The organism is Castellaniella sp., assembly GCF_034674885.1.
Taxonomy (GTDB): Bacteria; Pseudomonadota; Gammaproteobacteria; order Burkholderiales; family Burkholderiaceae_B; genus Castellaniella.
The window spans coordinates 103,946-125,533 of sequence record NZ_JAUCDS010000006.1; the positions used below are offsets into that span (position 1 = coordinate 103,946).

Here is a 21,588-nt window from a genome sequence, read left to right on the forward strand (position 1 = left end):
ATCACAATTCCATCTGCATGCCCATTTCCACCACCCGATTGGGCGGAATCTTGTAGAACCGGGTAGTGCGGCTGGCATTGCGGGCCATGAAGGCGAACAAGTGACGGCGCCAGCTCTGATGCCAGGGCAGGCGCCGCACCACGATCACCGTCTGGCGCGACAGGAAATATGAAGTCTGCATCGGTTCCAGGTTCAGTTCGGCGACTTCCTGAGCGATCTGCTCCACCACCTGGGGCACGTTGGGTTCCTGCTTGAACCCCCAGCGGGCTACTGCCTGCCAGCTGCTGCGGCTGACTCGTTCCACTCGTACCCGCTCGTTGAACGGTACATAGGGTTCGTCCGCCACTTCGATGGTCAGAAACAACGCCTGTTCGTGCAGCACCTTATTATGTTTCAAATTGTGCAGCAACGCCGGAGGCACCGTGCCGACGATCATGCTCATGAAAACGGCCGTGCCCGGTACCCGGGTCGGCGGATAGGCCTCCAGGGATTCCATGAAGTTGACCAGGGGCTGATGATCCCCGGCCAGCGTGTCGTGGATGCGCTGGCGCCCCTGCTTCCAGGTCACCATCAAGGTCAGCAGTGCGATCCCCACCACCAGCGGCAGCCAGCCGCCCTCGTGCAGCTTCAGGGTGTTGGATGTGAACAGCAGGATGTCGATCAGCAGGAACAGAGTGATGAGCGCCAGCCAGGCGACCCGCCGCACGCCGCGCGAAGCGCGCGGCAGCACTGCGAAGGCCAGCAGCGAGGTCATCAGCATAGTGCCCGTGACGGCAAAACCATAGGCATGCGCCAGGCTGTCCGATGACTGGAAAACCAGCGTCAGCGCCAGGACGGCCAACAGCAGCAGCCAGTTGACGCGCGGCAGGTAGATCTGCCCTTCTTCCCGGGCCGAGGTGTGCTGAATCACCATGCGTGGCCAGTAGCCCAGTTGCACGGCCTGCCGAGTCACGGAAAACGCTCCCGAGATCACCGATTGTGACGCGATGACGGTGGCCACGGTCGCCAGCCCGACCAGCGGGATCAGGCCCCAATCCGGCGCCAGCAGGAAGAAAGGATTGCGAATCGCCGACGGGTCGCTCAGCAACAGGGCCCCCTGGCCGAAATAGCACAGCACCAGGGCCGGCAGCACCAGGGAGAACCAGGCTCGGCGAATGACGGGCCCGCCGAAATGGCCCATGTCGGCATACAGGGCCTCGGCCCCGGTCAGGGCCAGCACCAGGGCCCCCAGCGCCAGGAAGGTTTCCCAGGGAGCATCACCGATGAAGCGCAACGCCCAGATCGGATTGATCGCCTGCAGCACCTGTGGTTGTTCCAGCACGCGCCAGCCCCCCAGCGCGCCCAGCACCAGAAACCAGACCAGCATCACGGGGCCGAACAGACGGCCCACCGTGCCGGTGCCGCGCGACTGCACCATGAACAGCGCCAGCAGGACCACCACGGCGATCGGCACCACCCAGGAATCCAGCCCGTGCGAGACGACCCCGATTCCCTCGACGGCCGACAGCACCGAAATGGCCGGGGTGATCATGCTGTCGCCATAGAACAGCGCTGCCCCCATCAAACCCAGGATGGCCAGGCGCCAGCGCACCGGCCCCGGACGCCCGCGCATGGCCAGTTCCATCAGCGCCAGCGTGCCGCCCTCGCCCCGGTTGTCGGCCCGCAGGATGCAGGTCACGTATTTCAGCGACACCACCAGGATCAGCATCCAGAACAGGATCGAGAGCATGCCCAGGATATGTTCGACGTCCGGCGTCCCCGACCCTGACAGCGCGACCTTTATGGTGTACAGAGGGCTGGTGCCGATGTCGCCGTACACCACCCCCAGGGCGCCGATCAGCAGCGCCGCTTGCGGGCTGCTCGAGTCCGATGATTTTTGAGTGCTCATGATCTATTCCGCCCGCGTCAGGCAGGCCCCTCGCCAAGGTCCGGGGAAAATCAGGGTAACCCGGGTGCCCTCAAAGGCGGGGCGACTGATGACTTTCCACCAGGCGCCATGGGCACGGGCGATTTCACGCACGATGGCCAGGCCCAGGCCTGAACCGCCTGGCCCCGCATCCGCCGCTCGGTAGAAGGCCTCGAAGACCCGCTCGAGATCGTCGGCGCGGATCCCCGAGCCGTCGTCCTCGACCGAAAACGACGGTGGATTGCTGAGGACCCGCAGTTCGATGCGCCGGGCCCCCTGGCCGTAGCGCAAGGCGTTGTCGATCAGATTGCCCAGCAATTCGCCCAGCAGGACGGGGTCGCCATCCACCCAGACGGCGCTGTCGGGCGCCGTCAACTGCAATTCCACCGACTGCGCGCGCGCCCGATCCAGCCAATCGGAACCGGCTCGGCGCATCCACTCGCAGAGATCCAGGCGCACGAAGCTGTCCTGCGGGCGGGAGGCATGATCCGCCCGAGCCAGCACCAGCAACTGCTGCCCCATGCGAATCATGTGGTCCGTCACCGATTTGATGCGATCGGCCCGCGTGCGAATGTCGTCGGGCAGGTCCTGCCCCAGCATCAGTTCGGATTCCAGCTTCAGGCCCGCCAGCGGGGTGCGCAACTGATGAGCGGCATGACCGATGAAGCGGCGCTGCGCCTGCACGGAATCATCCAGGCGCACCAGCAGGTCATTGAAATGCAGGACCAGAGGAGCGATTTCGCTGGGCAGGCCGGCCAGGTCCAGGGGCTGCAGGTCTTCGATGGATCGCTGGCGAATCTGATCAGCCAGCTGGTTGATGGACAGGAGCTCGAGCCGGATGCCGGAAATCAGCACCCAGACGAACAGCACCACCAGCAAACCCTGGGTCAGCAGCATCACCCAGAACAGGTCGCGCAGCAGCCAGGGCTGGGGGCGGATGACGCCTGTCATGAACCAGGTGGCCAGCAGATCGATCGCCACCAGAATGAAGAAGGCCGGCAGCAGCCGGCGCACCAATTTGCGAGCCAGGGAGTCCTGGGGCATCAGGCGTTCGAACAGGCTCAGCGCCTGGCGATCCCGGCGGGGATCGGAACCTGCGGATGGATTAGGCACTTTCGACGTCGAGCAGGTAGCCGAAGCCGCGCACCGTCTGGATGCTGGCCCCGGTCCCGTCCAGGCGCTTGCGCAGGCGGTAGACATAGACTTCGACCGCGTTTTCGCTGAAATCGGCATCCCAGGCCGACAGGGAATTGACGATCTGCTGTTTGGTGACGACCCGGCCGGGGCGGGCCATCAGCATTTCCAGCACCGACAATTCGCGCACGGACAAGGCCAGGCGTTTGCCGCTGACGCGGATCTGGCGCCCCACGGTGTCGAAGGCCAGCGGACCGCATTCCAGGATGGTCTGGGCCTGACCGGCGTGACGGCGGGCCATCGCGCGAACCCGGGCTGCGAGTTCGGGCAGTTCGAAGGGTTTGGTCACGTAGTCGTCGGCGCCGGCATCCAGCCCCGCCACCCGGTCGTCCAGGCCGTCGCGGGCCGTCAGGATCAGCACGGGGATCTGCGACCCGCCCGCCCGCAGGCGCTGCAGGACTTCCAGGCCGCTGAGCCCAGGCAGATTCAGGTCCAGCAGCAGCAGGTCGTAGGCCTGGCCTGCGACGGCGCCCTCGACCCGGTCGCCGGACTGCAGCCAATCGACGGCATAGCCTTGGCCGCTGAGGAATTCCTGGAGCGCATGGCCCAGGGTGGTGTCGTCTTCAATGACTAGAACTCGCATGAGGTGATTCTAGCCTGAACACGTCACGGTACGTCACCTGTGCGGGGAAGCCGTTACATAGCTGACAAGTGCATGAACACGGCGTCTCCACAACCATCGGGGCGCGCACGTTCAGCGTCAGCGGGCGGCGGCAGGCGCTGCCTGCGCAGCCGGGGGCGCGACCGGCTGCGTCACGAAGCCCAGGCGTTTCATGCCGGCCCGCCGCGCGGCGCCCATGATCTGCGCCAGTTCGCCGTAGCGGGTCTCCACGTCGGCACGGATGCGCACCTCGGGCTGCGGCTCGGCGCGGGACTCGGCCGCGAACAGGGACTCCAGATCGTCCAGGGCCACGGGCTGCTCGTTCCAGAACACCGCGCCACCGGGATCGATGGCCAGGTCGATGACCTTGGGCTGCTGTTCCACCGGCTGCGCCGTGACCTGCGGCACATTGATGCGGATCGAATGGCTGAGCAGGGGCGCGGTGATGATGAAGATCACCAGCAGCACCAGCATCACGTCGATCAGCGGCACCATGTTGATCTCGGACATGGTCGTGCCCGGGCCTTTTGAATCGAAGCTGCCAAACGCCATGATCAGGCCTCCCGGCTGCTGGCCAGGCTGATGTGGCGGCCGTGGCGCTCGTGCCGTTCATGCGAGCCGTCGGCGACCTGCTGGCCCGTGCTCAGGAAGGTGAACAGATCGTGAGCGAAGGCATCCAGCTGCGCCAGGTAGACGCGATTCAGGCGCACGAAGGCGTTGTAGGCCAGCACCGCCGGAATGGCGACCGCCAAGCCCAGGCCGGTCATGATCAGGGCCTCGCCCACCGGACCGGCGATGCGGTTGATGGTCACGCCATCGGCCATGCTGATGCTGAGCAGCGCGTGGTACACCCCCCAGACCGTGCCGAACAAGCCCACGAAGGGGGCGGTCGAGCCCACCGATGCCAGCACCGTCAGGCCATTTTCCAGTCGGGCGGTTTCCTCGTCGATGACCTTGCGGATGGTGCGCGTGACGAAGGCTGCCGTCGAGCCGCTTTCTTCCAGCTTCAAGGCCCCGTATTTGGCGTGGTGCTTCTGCGCATGGATGGCGTGGCTGGCCAAATGGGCGAACGGCTCTTCCGCGCCGTGCGTGGCAATTTCGTTTTCCACCTGTTCCAGCGAACTGGCCGCCCAGAATTCCGCCAGGAACTTCTTCGAGCGCTGACGGATACGCAGATGGGTGAAGCCCTTGGCCAGGATCAGGTACCAGCTGGCCAGCGACATCAGCAGCAGGAAACCGAACAGGGATTTGCCCACGGCGTCGCTTTGTCCGATGAAGTGCATCACGCCCTGGCTACTGCCCGCCAATTCGGCTGCCGGCAATGCAACCGCAGCCTGCACGGCCGCACCGACGGCGGGCGCGGTTTCCTGCGCCACGGCAGCAACGGCCTGGGCGGAATCCGGCCCCACCGCCTGGGCCAGCGCCAGGGCGGCGCTGCCGATCAGATCGATCATCATGTTCTGGAACTCCTGTCGGTCCAAGACCTATAAAACGAAATCAAAGGGAATGTCCACCAGCGCCTTGTAGGCGATGCCGTTCTCTGTATAGGGGCGAAACCGCGCCTGCTGCATGGCCTGCACGGCGGCCTCGTCCAGCCGCGCGTAGCCGGAGGAATGCTGCACCTTGACGTGGGCGACCTGTCCCTGGGGTGAAATCAGCACCCTCAAGACCACCCGCCCCTGTTCGCCACGCCGCTGCGACAGGCGCGGATAGGCCGGACTGGGGCGCCGCCCCAGGTAATCCACGCGACCAACGGTGCGTGGGCGGTCCGGGTCCACGGCCTGGGCCTCGCCCCGCATCTGTGCGGCCTGGGGGGCGCCGCCAGTCGAAGCCTGCACGGCCGGCACGGCCTTGGCCGGCTGCGTCTCGCGCGCAGGCTGCGACCTGGGCTGCGGTTTCGGCTTGGGTGCGGGCTTGGGCCTGGGTTCCGGTTTGGGCTGCGGCTTGGGTTCGGGCGGCGGCTCGGTGATGGCTTCGGGCTCGGGCTCCTGCACCACGGGCTCGGGTTCCGGCTGGGGTTCAGGCTGGAAGACGGGTTCCGGATCCGGTTCGACGATCGGTTCCGGTTCCGGAATGTCCGGCAATTCCGCGGCCGGCTGCGCGGCGGGCGCCGGATCGAGCGCAGGCCCCAATTCCACGAACTGCACGTCCAGCGCATCGGGCTGCCCCAGGGCGACCTGAGTCACCGGCGCCGACAGGATCATGGCCAATACGGCCGCATGCAGGCCAAGCGCCGCGATGGCGGCGACAGTCTTCAGCCAGGGAAAACGCAAGGAAGCACCCGAACCCATGAACCCGGAAACGACAACAGTAAAAGCGGGATATTATCAGGAATGAAAACGATTCTCAATTCTAATTACAGAAATCGCGCGGCGATCGCGACAGCGCCGGCTGCCAGCAATCCCGGCAGAAAAATATCGGCATGACAAGCCCATGATTTTACTGAGATAAGCTTCGTGTCCGCCCAAAAATGAAACAAAGACACACATTTTTCTTGAAACTTGCTGCGGCTGTTTCCGGTCCTTTCAAAGACCCACTCACGAGGCCAGCCCATGATGATGCCCAGAATCCTTGTCCTATGCGCCAGCGCGCTGTGCGCCCTCAGCCTTCAGACCGCAGCCCTGGCAGCCGACGCGCCGCCCGCCGGCATCTACCTGTCCACCGACTACCCTGCCCTGACCCTGAAGGCGGGCGAGACGTCCACCGTGTCCCTGGAGCTGCACAACCAGGCCAGTCCTCCGGAGCGCCTGGCCCTGTCGCTGGAAGGCGTCCCCAAAGGCTGGACAGCCACCTTGCTGGGCGACGGCCGACCAGTGGCATCGGCCATGCCCGGCAGCGACCAGACCCTGATGCTGAAACTGCGCCTGGACATTCCGAAGGGCGATGCCGCGCAAGGCGCCATCACCATCCACGCAGACAGCGGGCAGCGCCACCTGAGCCTGCCTCTGGACATCACCCTGGCCAAGCAGTTGCCCGCGCAGTTGTCGGTGCAGCCGGATCTGCCTCAGCTGACCGGCTCGGCTCGCACTGCCTTCGACTATCAACTGACCATCAAGAACGACAGCGGCCAGGACGTACTGGCCAGTCTGGCGGCCAGCGCGCCCCAGTATTTCGACACCTCGTTCACCGAAGGCTACGGCAGCCAGCAGATCAGCGCCGTACCCATCAAGGCCGGCGAATCCAAGAACGTCAAACTGCACGTGCGCCCGCCCGTCACGGCGACTTCCGGCGAACACGACATCCAGGTCAAGGTTGCCGCCGACGGCGCTCAGGCCAGCACCGTGCTCAAGCTCGACATCACCGGACAGCCGGCGCTGAACCTGGCCGGACGCGACGGCCTGATGAGCGCCAGCGCCCAGATCGGCAGCGCCAGCAACGTTCCGCTGGAACTGCATAATGACGGCACGGCCGCCGCCCAGGACATCACGCTGGCCGGCACCACGCCCTCGGGATGGAAAATCGAATTCAAACCGGAACGAGTCGCACAGCTGGATCCAGGCAAGACCGTCGAGGTCCAGGCTCAGATTACGCCATCGGCACAATCTCTGGCGGGCGACTACATGGTCAAGCTGCATGCGAAATCCGCCGGCCAGTCTGCCGACGGCGACCTGCGCGTCTCGGTCACGACCTCGGGCCTGTGGGGGGTCAGCGGCGCGATCCTGATCGCCGTGGCCTTGCTGGTGCTGATCGGCGCCGTGGCCCGCTACGGCCGCCGCTGAGCAGGTCCGCCATGAACCGGACCTCCAACACCCCCACTGAAGACACGCCCGCCATCGCCGCCCAGGGACTGGGCAAGGACTACGGCAACCGCACCGTTGTCCAGTCCCTGGACTTCCAGGTCCGGCAAGGCGAGGTCTTCGGCCTGCTGGGCCCCAACGGGGCCGGCAAGACCACCACCATCCTGATGCTGCTGGGCCTGACGGAAGCCACACGCGGCCAGGTCCGCGTGCTGGGGGAAGATCCCTGGCGCAACCCCCTGGCCGTCAAGCGCCGGATCGGCTACATGCCGGATTCGGTCGGTTTCTACGACCACCTGAGCGCTCGTGACAATCTGCGCTACACGGCCCGCCTGCTGGGCATTCCGGCAGACACACGGGACGCGCGCATCGCAGCCGCCCTGGGTCGCGTCCAGCTGGCGGATCGCATCGACCAGCGCGTGGGCACCTTTTCCCACGGCATGCGCCGCCGTCTCGGCCTGGCCGAGATCCTGCTGAAACAGGCCGCCATCGCCATCCTGGACGAACCCACGTCCGGCCTGGATCCGCAATCCACGGAATCCTTTCTGCGGTTGATCGAGTCCCTGCGCGAGGAAGGCGTCACCGTACTGCTGTCCTCGCACCTGCTGGACCAGATGCAGCGCATTTGCGATCGCGTCGCCCTGTTCAATGCCGGGCGCATCGCCCTGATGGGGCCGGTCCAGGCGCTGGCTCGGCAAGTGCTGGGCGGCCACAGCCATGAAGTCCGCATCCATGCCGAAGGCCCCGACCTAATCTCGGTGCTGGGCGCCGTACCGGGCGTGGGCCAGGTGCGCGCCGAACCCGGCGGTCATTACATCCTGCAGGCGGAAAGCGACGTCCGCGCCCAGGCCGCCCAGGCGGCGGTGCTGGCGGGCGCGGAATTGCACGACCTGTCCGTGGACACCCCCAGCCTGGACCGCATCTACCGGCAGACCTTCTCCAAGGACATCCCGACATGAAACGCACATCCCGCATGGGTTCCCCCTGGCATGGCCTGAGCGCCGTCCTGTCCAAGGAGTTGGCCGACCACCTGGGCAGCGCCCGCATGCGCCTGCTGGAATGGCTGGTCGTCCTGACAGCGGCGGCCGCCCTGTACGGCGCCATTCAGGGCATCCGACAGTCGACCGCATCCGATCCCTTCGTTTTCCTGCGCCTGTTCACCGACGCCCAGGCGCCGCTGCCTTCCTTCGCCGCCCTGCTGGGATTCCTGATCCCGCTGGTCGCCATCGGCCTGGGGTTCGACGCCATCAACGGCGAGTACAGCCGCCGCACGCTCAGCCGCATCCTGTCGCAGCCCATCTATCGCGATGCCCTGCTGATGGGCAAGTTCCTGGCCGGCATGGCGGCGCTGGCTATCTGTCTGGTCAGCCTGTGGCTGCTGGTGATGGGTGCCGGCCTGATCCTGCTGGGCGTCCCGCCGGGCGGCGAAGAAGTCGCGCGCTCGCTGGCCTTCCTGGTGGCCGCCCTGGCCTATGCCGGCGTCTGGCTGGCCGTGGCCCTGCTGTGCTCCGTGCTGTTCCGGTCCGCTTCGACCTCGGCCCTGGTGGCCCTGGGCCTGTGGCTGTTCTGCGCCCTGCTGTGGCCGATGCTGGCCCCCGCCCTGGCCCAGGCCATCGCCCCACCGGATCTTGCAACCGTCATCAGCGGCGGCCTGGATCTGCATACAGTCGCCTGGCAGCAGGGCCTGCTGCACCTGTCGCCTGCGACCTTGTTCAGCGACACCGCCATCACCCTGCTGAGCCCCGCCACCCGCGCCTTGGGTCCGGTGTTCCTGTCGCAGATCCAGGGCGCCCTGCTGGGCAGCCCCCTGCCCCTGTCCGAAAGCCTGGCCATCGTCTGGCCGCAATTCACCGGACTGATCGCGGCAGTGACGCTGCTGTTCACAGCCGGGTACGTGGTATTTCAGCGGCAGGAGGTGCGGGCCTGAGTCCGTGCCCTGCCCCTGCGTGATCGACCCGGCCGTCAGGCGCCCTGCCCGCTCAAGATTGCCGCGACCGGGTGATCGGCCCCGAACTGCAGATCCAGTGCCTGTTCGGCGGGCACGGGGCGGCCCACCAGATAGCCCTGGATCAGGTCGCAGCCCAGGCGCCGCAGATGGTCCAGCTGCTGCGGGGTCTCGACCCCCTCGGCGACGATGTCCAGCCCCAGGCTGTGTCCCAGGGCGATGATGGCGGTGACGATCGGCACATTGCCCGGATTGGTTTCCAGGCCCCGGATGAAGGACATGTCGATCTTCAGCCGATGCACCTTCAGGTGCTGCAGATAGGACATGGACGAATAACCCGTGCCGAAATCGTCGATGGACAGGCGCACGCCCAGATGGCGCAGCGTTTCCAGCGCTGCGCTGGCGCGCACGCGGTCGGCCATCAGGCAGCTTTCGGTGATTTCCAGTTCCAGGCACTCGGGCGGCAGGCCGTTGGACTGCAGCACGGCCTGCACGGATTCGGCGAAGCCTTCGCAATCCAGCTGCAGGGCGCACAGATTTACCGCCACATAGCCGGGCGCCCGGCCCTCGTCGCGCCACTGCCGCATCTGGCGACCGACTTCCTGCAGCACCCAATGGCCCAGCGGGATGATCAGGCCGCTTTCCTCGGCCAGGGAAATGAATTCGCCCGGCGCGACCAGGCCGCGTTGCGGATGCTGCCAGCGCACCAGGGCCTCCAGCCCCGTCACCGCCAACTGGCCCAGATGCAATTGCGGCTGGTAATGCACCTGGAATTCCCCCTGTTCCAGCGCGCGGCGCAGCTCGGCCTCCAGCGACAGGCGTTCCTGGGCGCGCAGCATGATCTCGGGCGAAAAGAAGCGCAGGCTGCCCCGCCCGTCCGCCTTGGCCTGGTGCAGCGTCGCATCGGCCCGACTCAACAGGATCTCTGCGGACTCACCGTCTTCGGGATACAGGGCCACGCCGATGCCGGCGCTGACGTAGACCGCCTGCCCATCGACCTCGAAGGGTACGGCCAGGGCGTCAAGCAGGCGCTGAGCGGCCAGATCCGTGCCCTGTTCGCCCTGGTCCCGATCCAGGATCAGGTAGAACTCGTCGCCGCCCACCCGCGCCAGGGCGTCGCGCTCGGACAACAGGCCGCGCAGGCGCTGCGCCACCTGAAGCAGCACCCGGTCGCCCTGGCCATGCCCCTGGGTCTCGTTGATGGCTGCGAATTTGTCCAGATCCAGGCACAACAATGCAAAGCGCCCCGCGCCATGCCCGGCCATCTGGACCGCATGCGCCAGCAGTTCGGCGAACAGGACGCGGTTGGGCAGGCCGGTCAGGGGGTCGCGATGCGTCAGGATCCGGTATTTTTCCTCGCTGACCTGCAGCATGGCAGTGCGCTGCGCCACCAGATCTTCCAGGAAACGGCGCAGGCGCGCCAGTTCCAGGTGGGCGCGCACCCTGGCGCGGACTTCCTCGATATCGAAGGGCTTGGTCACGTAATCGGCCGCCCCCAGGGCGAATCCGCGCAGCTTGTCCTGAGTGTCGTCGACCACGGTGACGAACATCACCGGCAGGTTGCGGCCCCCGGGCGCCGATTTGATGCGCCGGCAGACCTCGTAGCCGTCCATGCCCGGCATCATCACATCCAGCAGGACCAGGTCGGGCGGCGACGGCCCCTGAATGATCTCCAGCGCCCGCACGCCATCGCCCGCCACCAGGATACGGAACTCATCGCGCAGGGCGGCCAGCAGCTCGTGGATGTTCTCGGGCACGTCGTCGACGACCAGCAAGGTCGCAGCGCAAGCCGGATCGGCCTGTGGCACGAGATCGAAGGTCGAGGGCATGCGCCGGTACCGCCGCAGCTCGATCTGGTTGCGCACGCGTGTCTTGAACAATTCGGGATTGATGGGCTTGGTGACGTAATCCGCCGCGCCCATCAAAAGGCCGCGCGCCGCATCCGCCGCCTCGGCCAGGGCCGTCACGAAGATCACCGGGATGTCCGCCGTCGCGACGTTCTGCTTCAAGGCCGCCAGCACCTCATAGCCATCCATGTCCGGCATCTGGATATCCAGCAGGATCAGGTCCGGACGTGGTTCATGCCCTGCCATCTCGATGGCCTTGTGCCCGCTGGTGGCAGCGGAAATGGCGTAGTCTTCCCGGAAGATGCCTACCAGCGTGTGCAGATTGACCGCCGCATCATCGACGATCAGCAGTCTGGCGCGGCTGGCGGCGGCCGCCTGCGGATCGGACTGAGTCGATGGCGCGATCATGGGGCAGGCTCCGGTGACAGGGGGACGGTCTCGATCAACGCCAGGGCGGCATCCAGATCGAAGCGGTCCAGTTTTTCGGCAATATCCTCGATCTGGCTGAGCAATGGCGTGCCCGCCACTCCTTGGCGCAATTCATCGAGCAACGCCTCGGCAGCCCCCAGGTCGGACTCGATCGACTGCCGCAGCCGATCCAGCAGGTCGCGCACCGCTGCGTCCGACAGCGGCGTGGCCGCCGGGGCATCGGACAGATCGTCCCGAGACAGGGAATCGATGTCGGCCAGCACGTCCCGTAGCAGGGCCTGGGCCTGATCCAGCAGCTCATCATCGGGCGGCAGGCCCTGCTTGAGCCGGGTGTCGATCTGCGATACGCCGGCAAACAGCGCGCGCGCGCCGATGTTGCCGGCCACGCCCTTGAGCATGTGGCAATGCGCCTCGGCCGCGCTCAGACCCGTCTGGGTCAGCAGCCGCCGCAAGACCGCGATGGCGTCTTCGTATTGCGCCCGGAAGCGCTGCAACTGCCTGCGATACGATTGCGCCCGCCCGCCAATGCGGCGCACGCCATCGGCGGCGTCCAGGTGCGTCAGGGCCAGCAGGTCGCCGGGCAAGCGGCCCGGCACACCCTCTGCCGCCGGCGCCACGGAACCTGCGGCCCGATCGGCCGGCACCTTCACCCAGCGCATGAGCGTCGCCAGCAGGTGATCCGGGTCGATGGGCTTCGTGACGTGATCGTTCATACCCGCATCCTGGCTGGCCTGGGCGTCCGATGCCATCGCCAGCGCCGTCATGGCGATGATGGGCAGCTCGGCCAGCCGCGCCCGACCCGGCGCCTGTCCCAGGCGACGGATTCGCCGCGCCGCCTGCAGGCCGTCCATGACCGGCATCTGGATGTCCATCAGCACTGCGTCGTAGGACTTGCGCTGGACCCGATCCACCGCTTCGCGTCCATCGGCGGCCTCGTCCACCGACATGCCTTCGCCGCGCAGCAGTTCCACCGCGAATTCGCGATTGATGTCGTTATCCTCGACCAACAGGATCCGGGCGCCTGCCAGCCCGGTGTCGCCGACCAGCCCGCCTGCGGCGCGACCGTCATTCGCATCCGACATCAGGCGGCCCCGACCCAGCACGGACAGCATCGTATCCAGCAGCGACGAGGGCGACACCGGCTTGATCAGGAAACCATCCATGCCGGTCTGTGCCGCCCGGCGCATGATGTCTTCGCTGCCGTAGGCAGTCACCATGACGATTTTTGGCTGATGCGCAATGGCGGGATCGGTCTGGATGCGCCCGGCGACCTCATCGCCGTTCATGCCGGGCATGCGCCAGTCCATCAGGACCAGGTCGTAGGGCCGTCCACTGGCCTGACGCAGCATCGTCAGTGCCTGCGTTCCATGGCTGGCGGTGCTGACGTCAAGATGAAAGAAACGCAGCATCTCGGACAGAATTTCCACCGACACCGGATTGTCGTCCACGACCAGCACCCGCCAGCCCTGCAGCCGCGAGCCGATGCGTTCGAGCAACTGACGCTGCGTATCCTGCGTCTGCCGCGCGACGGCCAGCCGCACGGTGAAACACATCGTCGTTCCCTGATCCGGCTGGGAAGATTCCACCCACAGGCGTCCCCCCATCAATTCCGCCAGGCTCTTGCAGATCGCCAGACCCAACCCTGTACCGCCATAGCGGCGCGTCATGGACTGATCGGCCTGGGTGAACTTCTGGAACAGCGCACGGATCTGGTCGGAGGACATGCCGATGCCCGTATCGCGCACGCTGATGCGAACCGTGACGCCGTCCTCATCCTGGTCCTGGCACAGCAGGGACAGTTCGACCTCGCCCTGTTCGGTGAACTTGACCGCGTTGCCGCACAGATTGAGCAGGACCTGGCCCAGGCGCAGCGGATCGCCCGTCAGCAGTGTCGGGATGGCGGGATCGTGCCGGATCAGGAACTCGATGCCTTTGGCCTCGGCCTGAAGGCCAACCGCATCCACCAGCCGTTCCAGTACCGTTTCAAGCTCGAATTCGACCTGCTCGACCACCAATTTTCCGGCTTCCAGCTTGGAGAAATCCAGCACGTCGTTGATGATGCCCAGCAGGGACTGGGCCGCGCCCTGAGCCTTGGACAGCCGGTTGCGCAAGCCCGACGACATGTCTTCCTTGAGCGCCAGGTACAGCATGCCCAGGATGGCGTTCATCGGCGTACGGATTTCATGGCTCATGGTGGCCAGGAAGTCGGATTTGACCCGCGTGGCATGCTCGGCGGTTTCCTTGGCCCGCTGCAGTTCCTGCGTGCGGACCACGACTTTGGATTCCAGCGTCTGGTTCAGGTCCTCGAGCGCGCGCATCGAGGCCGACAAGCGCCGGCGGCCGTCATCCAGGGCGTCCACCAGTGCACCCAATTCATCGGCATACGGGTATGCCAGGGGCGCAGCCTGGACGGCAGCCCCGTTGACATCGAAATGCCAGCTCTTGACGGCCGAGACGACTGCGGCCAACGTGTTCGACAGACGACTGCGGATCGTCCAGACGAACAGCATCCACAGCACCCCGCTGAGAATCAGGGAATTCAGCAACGCAACCACGAAGCCGTACTTGAGCCGATCCCAGATCACGACCGGATCGGTGTACAGACCGAGCGTGCCGATCATCTGGATGTCGCCATCCGCCGCAGCATGGTGCAGCGGCAAGGCGGCGACGTGCCCGCTCACGAACAGGACGGAGCGGCGGATATCGGCCGTTGACCGCGGCCAATTGCGGTCGGCCAGAATATCGCCGTCCGACGAGGTGACCTGCACGCCGCTGATGATGGCATTCTGCCGCACGCTGTCCAGAACCTTGAGCAACTGTCCTCGGTCGAGTTCCCACACGGCGCCCGTCACGGCCGGTTCGACCGTGCGGCCCAACGACGCCAGATCGTCTGAAACTGCCCGGCTGATACCGGCATACTGGATGGTGAGCTGCACCGCCACCAAACCGATGGTCACCAGCAGGTACCACGGCAGCATGGACCGCAGCAGCCGCCTGGACAGGGTTGATGCCGTCTTCATTCAGGCCGCACCCGCATCAGCGCCACCACCATCCAGTATCGATTTCTGCCGTGTCGGGGGGTAGCAAGGGGTTATCCAGGCGGATGACCCGGCGGGTGGAACGCTTCAGGTCCTTGATCATGGCAGCGTGGTACGTCTGGAACAGGCGCTGGAACGAGCCGTCCGCCAGCGCGGCATCCAGCCCCCGTTCGATCTGCTCGGCCAACTGCGCATCTTCCAGGCGCACCCAGAAATAGATGGGATACGGGAAGAACAGGGCGCGCGTCTTTTCGATGGCCAATTGCGGATAAGTCGGGCGCTGGGCCTTGAGTTCGATGTCTGCCTCGCCGATGCCCCTGGGCATGGCATCGAAACGATGGGCCGCCAGCATGGGGAAAAGGCGATCGTATTCCGTCGCCGTGACGACTGTATAGCCGTTGGCCCGCATGACGGGCACATCCGCCCACTGGCTACTCAGGCCAAAGCTCAGTTGCGTCTTGAAGGCCTCGTCATCCATCCGTGCGATACGGTCCTGGTCGGATTCGGAAATCAGGAACACCCGATAGCCGACGACGCCCCGGGAAATATCGATGCGGATCGGCCGCATCACGACTTCGCGCTCGTCGTTCGTACCCAGGGCGATGACGTCGATCTCGCCGCTTTGCAACAGGTGGATGCCCCGATTCTGCGTGACCTTTTCGTCGTAGGGGCGCAAGCTGATCGAGGTGCCTGAGGCCTTGCGAACGTGGTTCAGGGCCAGCTCAAGGACTTTCCAGCGATATTCGTAGATGGGGCCGACCGGGAAATAGGTCAGTGTCCGATCAGGGGCCTGAGCAGCCACCGCCGGCCCGAGCAGACAGGCGCACAGCAAGGCGCACGACAGGCTGCGCACCCACATCGTGCTTGTTTCCGCAAGTACCCTCCAGACTGCGACACACTGTTTCATACCGATTCCCCTGCTGTCACCAGGCGCCATCTGTCTTGGCAGATGTCGGCCCACAGGTGAGGACAGGGTCAGAATAGCACAGACATGTATCAAAGCATCACTCAACTCGCCGTCATTCCCCTGCTTTCTACCGATACTTCGTTCCAGGCCTTTTTCTATAACATTCAGGCATATCAGAAAGATGATGTTTCAAGACCACAACTTTATATATCTCAACTAACATAGCCCGGCCTCCCTGTTTCATCGAGACCACGCCATGCGCAATCTGAAAATCAGTACCCGATTGGCCCTGAGCTTCGGCTTCGTCGTCATCCTGCTGCTGATCCTGTCGGGCATCGGCGCCTGGCGCATCCTGGATACGCAACAGGACAACCGGGCGCTGAACGATCGCCTGCAAACCAACAATCTGCTGCAGCAACTGACACGCCAGATCAGCATCAACGCCAACCAGACGCAGGCCACCCTGGCAGCCGATCCGGACACGCTGCGCAAGCTGAAAGAATCAATCGCCGCATCCGACGAACAGACGCAGAAAATCAGCCAACAGCTGGGCGCCATGCTAAGCAGCCCGGACGCCTCGGCGCTGCTGCAACAGGCCACAAAGGACCGGGCCGCCTACCTGCAAAGCCGGGATAAGGCGTTCAAGGATCTGGACGGCGGCAACTACGGCGAGGCCGACGCCTTCTTCAACCAGCAGCTGCCGAAAATGACGGCAGGCTACCTGGCCCAGATCGATCAACTGTCGCAGCGCCAGAACGACTCCGTGCAGCAACTGTTCGACCAGAGCGCCCAATCCAGCCAACTGGGGCTGTCCGTCCTGGCGATCGCCACCCTGCTGGCCCTGATCCTGGCGCCGCTGTTCGCCTGGCGCGTCACCCGATCCATCGTGCGGCCGCTGCGCCATGCGGTCAACCTGGCCGGCACAGTGGCACAGCGCCAGTTGGCCGTGAGCATCCATGCCCGCAGCAGCGACGAGATCGGCCAATTGCTGACGGCGCTGGGCACCATGACCGACAACCTGCGCCAGGCCGTGGGCGAGGTACGCGGCAGTTCCAACGCCATCGCGGCAGCCTCGGCGCAGATCACCGAAGGCAACCTGGACCTGTCATCGCGCACTGAAGAGCAGGCCAGTTCCCTGGCGCAGACCGCCGCCACGATGGAAGAAATCACCGCCACCGTGCGCCAGAACGCCGACAACGCCCAACAGGCGAATTCCCTGGCCGCCGCCGCCGCGCACACGGCCTCCAGCGGGGGCGCCATGGTTGCCGAACTGGTGGGCACCATGGGCGAGATCAACAGCAAATCCCAGCAGGTCGCCGACATCATCGGCGTGATCGATTCGATTGCCTTCCAGACCAACATCCTGGCGCTGAACGCCGCCGTCGAGGCCGCCCGCGCCGGCGAACAGGGCCGGGGATTCGCCGTGGTCGCCGCCGAGGTCCGCGCCCTGGCGCAACGATCGGCCGGCGCCGCCAAGGAAATCAAGGACCTGATCGACACCTCCGTCCAGGCCGCCTCCAAGGGCAACGAGCAGGCCGCCCACGCCGGCAACACCATGCAGGAGATCGTCGACAGCATCAACCGCGTCACCGACATCATGGGCGAGATCAGCGCGGCCAGCCGCGAGCAGACCACCGGCATCGAGGAAATCAATTCCGCCATGACGCAGATGGACGGCGTCACCCGGCAAAATGCCAGCTTGGTAGAAGCCTCTGCAGCGGCTGCCGGCAGCCTGCGCCAGCAGGCGGACACCCTGGCCGACCTGGTGGCGACCTTTACGCTGGACGATGCGGACGCCGCACCGGAAGACACTGCGGCGACACCGTCTACGGCGGCGATCGGCAGGCGTTCCGCCCCGCTCTTGCTGGCTCAGCAGTAGCGCGAGACGCCGCGCCCCATTCCCGCCCACAGCCACGACGGCACTGAATGCAAAAACCCGCTGGATCCTGGATCCAGCGGGTTTTTGCATTAAAAAGGCGGGCCCCCTGTTTCAGGGGGCCCGCCTGGTGGCTCTGTATCAGCCTGCCTATGCAGGCAAGATACTGTTTAGAGCACTACGATCTGCGTCGCGCAGGGGCCTTTTTGCCCTTGGCCGACTACAAACGAGACACGCTGGTTCTCTTCGAGAGTCCGATGACCCGTGCCTTGAATTTCGCTGAAGTGAGCGAAGAGGTCTTTGCCGCCGGATTCAGGCGAGATAAAGCCAAATCCTTTGTCATTGTTGAACCACTTCACGATGCCGGTTTCTGTTTTCAATGTAAGTCCTAAAATATAAAAGGAAAATATATTCCCTCGAACACTATGATGGATACCAGCCGATAAAACCAGCGATGTTACCAAATGACACACGATAACGGCAGAAAACGGTCATCCGTTCCAGTCCCCCGACACCTGGACGCCAAAGCAAAAAACTCGCCAGACTGAGTGAACTGCACCCCAAAAGTTGGACACCGATCCAAGGATTCCACACCAAGATGGAGATGCTCTCGCATAGGGCCTACGGCTTCAGGAACTTTGGGCCGACGCTACTAGGCCCGCTGAAAGCAAAAAACCCGCAAGACTGAATGTCTACGCGGGTTTTGCTTTTTGATGTCGGAGGACATCGTACTGAATTGGACTTCTTAAAACCAAGAAGTGGTGCCCAGGAGAGGACTCGAACCTCCACACCTTGCGGCACATGGACCTGAACCATGCGCGTCTACCAATTCCGCCACCTGGGCACGGCATAACGTGTATGCTATTGCTTTCGTTGAACCGCTGCGTTTTATTGCGTCGTTTCAGCGAAGACAGAACTATACAATACATTTTTTTTGGATGCAAACAAGCCTTTGAAAAAGCGAACCAACAACGACAATAACCACGACGCTTCCTTCGTGCCGGCTGCGGAACTACCCGCTGATTTCGACCCTAAGGTGCCCAGCCGCGAGCAGATGCTCGACGCCCTGCGCCATGCTGACAAACCCCTGTCACTCGAAGCCCTGGCCGACATTACCCAGGCCTCGATTCCCCTGTCCACCGGCTTCATTCGCCGCGTCAAAGCCATGGAACGCGATGGCCAGGTGCGCTTCAGCGCTCAGGGAAGGTTGCAAATATGCAACAACACCGAATTCATTACCGGTACCGTCCAGGGGCACCGCGACGGCTACGGCTTCCTGATCCCGGATGACGGCAGCCGTGACCTGTTCCTGTCCACCCATGAAATGGGCAAGATCCTGCACGGCGACCGCGTCCGGGTCAGGGCCAGCGGCGAATATCGCGGCCGACCCGAGGGCACCATCGTCGAGGTCCTGGAACGCCGCACCGTCAAACTGGTGGGCCGCTTCCTGAAGGAACACGGCGCCTTCGTCGTCGCCCCGGAAGACCAGCGCATCAAGCACGACATCCTGATCGCTGCCCAGGACACGGGCGGCGCCGAACCTGGGCAGGTCGTCACGGTGCAGATCATGCGCCAGCCCGCCAGCCACATCCAGCCGCAGGGTCGCATCGTCGAAGTGCTGGGCGAGATCGACGACCCCGGAATGGAAATCGAAATCGCCGTGCGCAAATTCGACGTGCCGGTGGATTTTTCCAAGGACACGCTGCGCCAGCTGGAATCCATCCCCGATCACGTGCGCGACGGCGAATATTCCGGACGCATCGATCTGCGCGATGTGCCCTTCATCACCATCGACGGCGAGGACGCCCGCGACTTCGACGACGCCGTCTTCTGCATGGAAACCGACCTGGGCACGGCCAAGCGCTCCCGCCCGGGCTGGCGGCTGCTGGTGGCCATCGCCGACGTCAGCCACTACGTGCGACCGGGCTCCGCCCTGGACGACGACGCCATAGACCGTGGCACCAGCGTGTATTTCCCGCGCCGCGTGATCCCCATGCTGCCCGAGGCGCTGTCCAACGGCATCTGTTCGCTGAATCCCGACACCGATCGCCTGGTGATGGTCTGCGACATGATGATCCCTGCTGGCGGCGCCAAGGCCGGCACCGTGGCCGCCTACCAATTCTACGAAGCCGTCATCCACTCGCACGCACGCACCACCTACACCGACATCTGGGCCGCGCTGCAGCAGCCCAAGGGGCCGGCGGCGCAGAACCTGGGGGACCTGTACCCACACGTGCAGACCGCCTACGAACTGTTCCTGGCCTTCTCTCAGGCCCGCCGCGCGCGCGGGGCCATCGACTTCGACACGGTGGAAACGCGCATCGTCTGCAATCCGCTGGGGCGCATCGAGAAAATCGAACCCTACGTCCGCAACGACGCCCACAAGCTGATCGAAGAATGCATGCTGGCCGCCAACACCTGCGCGGCCGACTTCATCGTGCGCAACAAACGCCAGGCGCTGTTTCGCGTGCACGACGGCCCCACTCCCGAAAAGCTGCAGTCGCTGCGCGAGACCCTGCGCCACCTGGGCCTGACACTGGACGGTGGCGACGACCCGCAGACCAGCGATTACGCCAAACTCATCCAGGCCAGCCGCGCCCGGCCCGATTTCGACACCATCCAGACCCTGTGCCTGCGATCCATGCAGCAGGCCATCTACAGTCCGGAACTGACCGGCCACTTCGGCCTGTCCTACGATCATTACGCGCACTTCACCTCGCCCATCCGCCGCTACCCGGATCTGCTGGTGCATCGCGTCATCCGCAGCATCCTGCACAAACAGCGCTATCAGCCGCCCACCCTGCCGGGCGAAGCCCTGGATCCGACCCTGCCGGCCAAAGTCCGCGAACACGATGCCTGGGAGGCCCTGGGGGCGCTGTTGTCGGCCCGTGAACGCCGCGCCGACGACGCCTCACGCGATGTCCAGGCCTGGCTCAAGTGCTGGTTCGTGCGCGAACACGTGGGCGAAGTCTTCAGCGGCCACATCACCGGCGTCACCAGCTTCGGGGTCTTCGTCACGCTGGACACCCTGTACGTCGAAGGCCTGGTCCACATCTCCGAACTGGGCAGCGACTACTTTCAGTACAACGAAGCCCTGAACGAGTTGCGGGGTGAACGCACGGGGTTTCGCTACCGGCTGGGCGACACGCTGCAGGTGCAGGTGTCGCGCGTCGACCTGGAAGCCCGCCGCATCGATTTCCGCCCGGTGCGAGGCGAAGACTTCAAGTCCCTGAAGGCCGAAATCGAAGGCGAACCGCGCGCGACCAGTTCCCGGCCGCGCAAGAAAGCCGCCGGCGCCAAGCCCGCCGCCCTGAGAGGCACCACGGCCCACCAGCGCCGCGCCGAGGCCAAACGCGCCTCCCGCCAGGAATCCCCGCGCAAGCGGCGCAGCTGACGCCGCCGGGCCCGCCCGCACTACAATGGCCACACGACCCGCGCCGCAACGGCGCGGGTCCCTTTTACCGCGCATCAGGAAGACCATGTCATCCCAACAGATTCTGGCCGGATTCCACGCCGTGCAGGCGCGTCTGCGCCACGCCCCCGATTCGATCCGAGACGTCTATCTGGATACCAGCCGCCAGGACGCCCGCATGCAGCGCTGCATTCAGCAACTGGACGCCGCCAGCGTGCGCTGGCACGCGGCCGACGCCCAGCGCCTGGACGGCCTGGCCCGGGGCGTGCGCCACCAGGGCATCGTCGCCCTGGCCCAGGCCCGGCCGCTGGCCATCTCGGTCGACGAGGTGCTCGACGTCCTGGAAGACCGCCAGGAACCCGCGCTGCTGCTGGTGCTGGACGGCGTGACCGACCCTCACAACCTGGGTGCCTGCCTGCGCACGGCCGACGCCGCCGGCGTGCATGCCGTCATCGCCCCCAAGGACCGCGCCGTGGGGCTGAACACTACGGTACAGCGCGTAGCCTGCGGCGGCGCGGACACCGTCCCCTACCTGATGGTCACCAACCTGGCCCGCACGCTGCGGGCGCTGCGCGAGCGCGACATCTGGCTGGTCGGCACGGACGATGCCACCAGCCGCAGCCTGCATCAGGTCGATGCGCGCCGCCCCATGGCCTGGGTCATGGGCGCCGAAGGCGAAGGCATGCGCCGCCTGAC

At 65.1% G+C, this 21,588-nt stretch carries 16 protein-coding genes and 1 tRNA gene; 6 read left to right on the forward strand and 11 right to left on the reverse strand.

Translation table 11 applies throughout. The features are described 5' to 3' along the window. Position 1: 1 nt before the first annotated feature. The 6 genes from VDP74_RS05890 to VDP74_RS05915 form a co-directional block, all read right to left on the reverse strand. Positions 2–1,888 (reverse strand): potassium transporter Kup, encoded by a 1,887-nt coding sequence (locus VDP74_RS05890; protein ID WP_322998694.1) that lies wholly within the window; start codon positions 1,886–1,888, stop codon positions 2–4. Between the two features lie 3 nt (positions 1,889–1,891). Further along, on the reverse strand, positions 1,892–2,950 hold the full coding sequence (locus VDP74_RS05895; protein ID WP_322998715.1) for a HAMP domain-containing sensor histidine kinase: 1,059 nt from the start codon (positions 2,948–2,950) through the stop codon (positions 1,892–1,894). Between the two features lie 61 nt (positions 2,951–3,011). After that, positions 3,012–3,683 (reverse strand): response regulator transcription factor, encoded by a 672-nt coding sequence (locus VDP74_RS05900; protein ID WP_322998695.1) that lies wholly within the window; start codon positions 3,681–3,683, stop codon positions 3,012–3,014. Positions 3,684–3,800: 117 nt separating this feature from the next. After that, positions 3,801–4,253 (reverse strand): biopolymer transporter ExbD, encoded by a 453-nt coding sequence (locus VDP74_RS05905; protein WP_322998696.1) that lies wholly within the window; start codon positions 4,251–4,253, stop codon positions 3,801–3,803. Between the two features lie 2 nt (positions 4,254–4,255). After that, positions 4,256–5,155, reverse strand: a complete 900-nt coding sequence (locus tag VDP74_RS05910; RefSeq protein WP_322998716.1) for a MotA/TolQ/ExbB proton channel family protein — start codon at positions 5,153–5,155, stop codon at positions 4,256–4,258. Between the two features lie 30 nt (positions 5,156–5,185). Continuing rightward, the gene (locus tag VDP74_RS05915; RefSeq protein ID WP_322998697.1) at positions 5,186–5,974 is read right to left on the reverse strand and encodes a TonB family protein; all 789 of its coding nucleotides are present in this window, start codon (positions 5,972–5,974) and stop codon (positions 5,186–5,188) included. 279 nt (positions 5,975–6,253) lie between these two features. On the opposite strand from VDP74_RS05915, the gene VDP74_RS05920 reads away from it, so the two are divergent. From VDP74_RS05920 to VDP74_RS05930, 3 genes are read left to right on the forward strand one after another with little or no spacing between them, the layout of a single operon-like run. Continuing rightward, positions 6,254–7,420: an NEW3 domain-containing protein gene (locus VDP74_RS05920; protein WP_322998698.1), complete on the forward strand. Its 1,167-nt coding sequence runs from the start codon at positions 6,254–6,256 to the stop codon at positions 7,418–7,420. Positions 7,421–7,431: 11 nt separating this feature from the next. Then, complete coding sequence (locus VDP74_RS05925; RefSeq protein WP_322998699.1) at positions 7,432–8,397, forward strand: ABC transporter ATP-binding protein; 966 nt, start codon at positions 7,432–7,434, stop codon at positions 8,395–8,397. Beyond that, positions 8,394–9,365, forward strand: a complete 972-nt coding sequence (locus tag VDP74_RS05930; RefSeq protein ID WP_322998700.1) for an ABC transporter permease — start codon at positions 8,394–8,396, stop codon at positions 9,363–9,365. The genes VDP74_RS05925 and VDP74_RS05930 overlap by 4 nt, the downstream gene beginning before the upstream one ends. A gap of 35 nt (positions 9,366–9,400) precedes the next feature. On the opposite strand, the gene VDP74_RS05935 is transcribed toward VDP74_RS05930, so the two are convergent. The 3 genes from VDP74_RS05935 to VDP74_RS05945 are packed head-to-tail and all read right to left on the reverse strand — an operon-like array spanning position 9,401 to position 15,604. Beyond that, complete coding sequence (locus VDP74_RS05935; RefSeq protein ID WP_322998701.1) at positions 9,401–11,638, reverse strand: EAL domain-containing protein; 2,238 nt, start codon at positions 11,636–11,638, stop codon at positions 9,401–9,403. Next, on the reverse strand, positions 11,635–14,679 hold the full coding sequence (locus tag VDP74_RS05940; protein ID WP_322998702.1) for a hybrid sensor histidine kinase/response regulator: 3,045 nt from the start codon (positions 14,677–14,679) through the stop codon (positions 11,635–11,637). The genes VDP74_RS05935 and VDP74_RS05940 overlap by 4 nt, the downstream gene beginning before the upstream one ends. A gap of 16 nt (positions 14,680–14,695) precedes the next feature. Then, positions 14,696–15,604, reverse strand: coding sequence for a transporter substrate-binding domain-containing protein (locus tag VDP74_RS05945; protein ID WP_322998703.1), 909 nt, complete (start codon positions 15,602–15,604; stop codon positions 14,696–14,698). 256 nt (positions 15,605–15,860) lie between these two features. Between VDP74_RS05945 and VDP74_RS05950 the strand changes: the two genes are divergently transcribed. Next, positions 15,861–17,483 carry a methyl-accepting chemotaxis protein gene (locus VDP74_RS05950; protein WP_322998704.1) on the forward strand — a complete coding sequence of 541 codons (1,623 nt, stop codon included), beginning with the start codon at positions 15,861–15,863 and terminating at the stop codon, positions 17,481–17,483. 167 nt (positions 17,484–17,650) lie between these two features. On the opposite strand, the gene VDP74_RS05955 is transcribed toward VDP74_RS05950, so the two are convergent. Then, positions 17,651–17,860 (reverse strand): cold-shock protein, encoded by a 210-nt coding sequence (locus tag VDP74_RS05955; protein WP_322998705.1) that lies wholly within the window; start codon positions 17,858–17,860, stop codon positions 17,651–17,653. Positions 17,861–18,239: 379 nt separating this feature from the next. Further along, a tRNA-Leu gene (locus tag VDP74_RS05960) sits at positions 18,240–18,324 on the reverse strand. A 108-nt stretch (positions 18,325–18,432) separates the two neighbouring features. Between VDP74_RS05960 and rnr the strand changes: the two genes are divergently transcribed. Both rnr and rlmB read left to right on the forward strand, forming a co-directional pair. Continuing rightward, the gene (gene rnr, locus VDP74_RS05965; RefSeq protein ID WP_416232940.1) at positions 18,433–20,874 is read left to right on the forward strand and encodes a ribonuclease R; all 2,442 of its coding nucleotides are present in this window, start codon (positions 18,433–18,435) and stop codon (positions 20,872–20,874) included. Positions 20,875–20,959: 85 nt separating this feature from the next. Then, a partial coding sequence (gene rlmB / locus VDP74_RS05970) for a 23S rRNA (guanosine(2251)-2'-O)-methyltransferase RlmB (RefSeq protein ID WP_322998706.1) occupies positions 20,960–21,588 on the forward strand: 629 nt, incomplete at its 3' end.

Excerpts from the sequence above, each read along its gene's own strand:
- VDP74_RS05940 (WP_322998702.1), bottom strand. The coding sequence starts at position 14,679 with ATGAAGACGGCATCAACCCTGTCCAGGCGGCTGCTGCGGTCCATGCTG.
- VDP74_RS05910 (WP_322998716.1), bottom strand. The coding sequence starts at position 5,155 with ATGATCGATCTGATCGGCAGCGCCGCCCTGGCGCTGGCCCAGGCGGTG.
- VDP74_RS05920 (WP_322998698.1), top strand. The coding sequence starts at position 6,254 with ATGATGATGCCCAGAATCCTTGTCCTATGCGCCAGCGCGCTGTGCGCC.
- VDP74_RS05905 (WP_322998696.1), bottom strand. The coding sequence starts at position 4,253 with ATGGCGTTTGGCAGCTTCGATTCAAAAGGCCCGGGCACGACCATGTCC.
- VDP74_RS05950 (WP_322998704.1), top strand. The coding sequence starts at position 15,861 with ATGCGCAATCTGAAAATCAGTACCCGATTGGCCCTGAGCTTCGGCTTC.
- VDP74_RS05890 (WP_322998694.1), bottom strand. The coding sequence starts at position 1,888 with ATGAGCACTCAAAAATCATCGGACTCGAGCAGCCCGCAAGCGGCGCTG.
- VDP74_RS05945 (WP_322998703.1), bottom strand. The coding sequence starts at position 15,604 with ATGAAACAGTGTGTCGCAGTCTGGAGGGTACTTGCGGAAACAAGCACG.
- VDP74_RS05930 (WP_322998700.1), top strand. The coding sequence starts at position 8,394 with ATGAAACGCACATCCCGCATGGGTTCCCCCTGGCATGGCCTGAGCGCC.
- VDP74_RS05935 (WP_322998701.1), bottom strand. The coding sequence starts at position 11,638 with ATGATCGCGCCATCGACTCAGTCCGATCCGCAGGCGGCCGCCGCCAGC.
- VDP74_RS05900 (WP_322998695.1), bottom strand. The coding sequence starts at position 3,683 with ATGCGAGTTCTAGTCATTGAAGACGACACCACCCTGGGCCATGCGCTC.
- VDP74_RS05895 (WP_322998715.1), bottom strand. The coding sequence starts at position 2,950 with ATGCCCCAGGACTCCCTGGCTCGCAAATTGGTGCGCCGGCTGCTGCCG.
- VDP74_RS05925 (WP_322998699.1), top strand. The coding sequence starts at position 7,432 with ATGAACCGGACCTCCAACACCCCCACTGAAGACACGCCCGCCATCGCC.